The sequence below is a fragment of the Oleiphilus sp. HI0061 genome (assembly GCF_001635675.1).
In genome coordinates this window covers 1-719 of sequence record NZ_LWFE01000155.1, presented here as the reverse complement: position 1 = coordinate 719, position 719 = coordinate 1, and the positions used below count along the sequence as shown (strand labels likewise).

General features: G+C 46.7%; 1 protein-coding gene. It reads right to left on the bottom strand.

Annotated features, from left to right (window positions below; genetic code table 11):
• A partial coding sequence (locus A3735_RS01845) for a cyclopropane-fatty-acyl-phospholipid synthase family protein (protein ID WP_156499320.1) occupies positions 1-719 on the bottom strand: 719 nt, incomplete at both ends.

The window sequence follows — 719 nt, the reverse complement described above, 5'->3', positions numbered from 1 at the left end:
TACGCCGATAGAGCGCTCTTTGAAACCTCCTGCGCAGTAGCAGAGGTAGAACTCCCACATACGTTTAAATTCTTTGCTATAGCCTAGCTCTGTGATGGTCGCTGAGGCTTTATTAAATGAATCCAACCATGCTAGCAGTGTTCTAGCGTAGTGTTCCGCAAAGTCCTCTTGATAAACGAGTCGTAGGTCGCTGGCCTTCATCGATGAGCTAGTGAGAGCCTGAATTGAAGGAATACAACTACCAGGAAAGATATAACGCTGAATAAAATCGACGTTGCGTTTGGCGTACTCGAAACGCTGGTCTTCAATTGTGATGGCTTGAATCAGCATCGCGCCATTTGGTTTCAACAGTGAGGCGCAAGTCGCGAAAAAGGTGTCATAGTATTGCCAGCCAACCGCTTCGATCATTTCTATTGAAACGAGCTTGTCGAATTGCCCCTCTAGCTCACGATAGTCTTGCTTTAGAAGTGTGATTTTATCGCTTAAGCCTGCTTCGCTGATCCGTGTTTGTGCTAACTCATGTTGTTTATCAGAGATCGTGGTGGTGGTGACTTTGCAGCCATAGTGCTTGGCAGCATAGATGGCGAACCCGCCCCAGCCAGAGCCAATTTCAACCACATGGTCAGATTCAGATAGGTTTAGTTTTTCACAGATAGTCTTAAGCTTGTATTGTGATGCCTCTTCCATGCTTGCCTGTTCGCTAGGGAAGATGCCAGAGG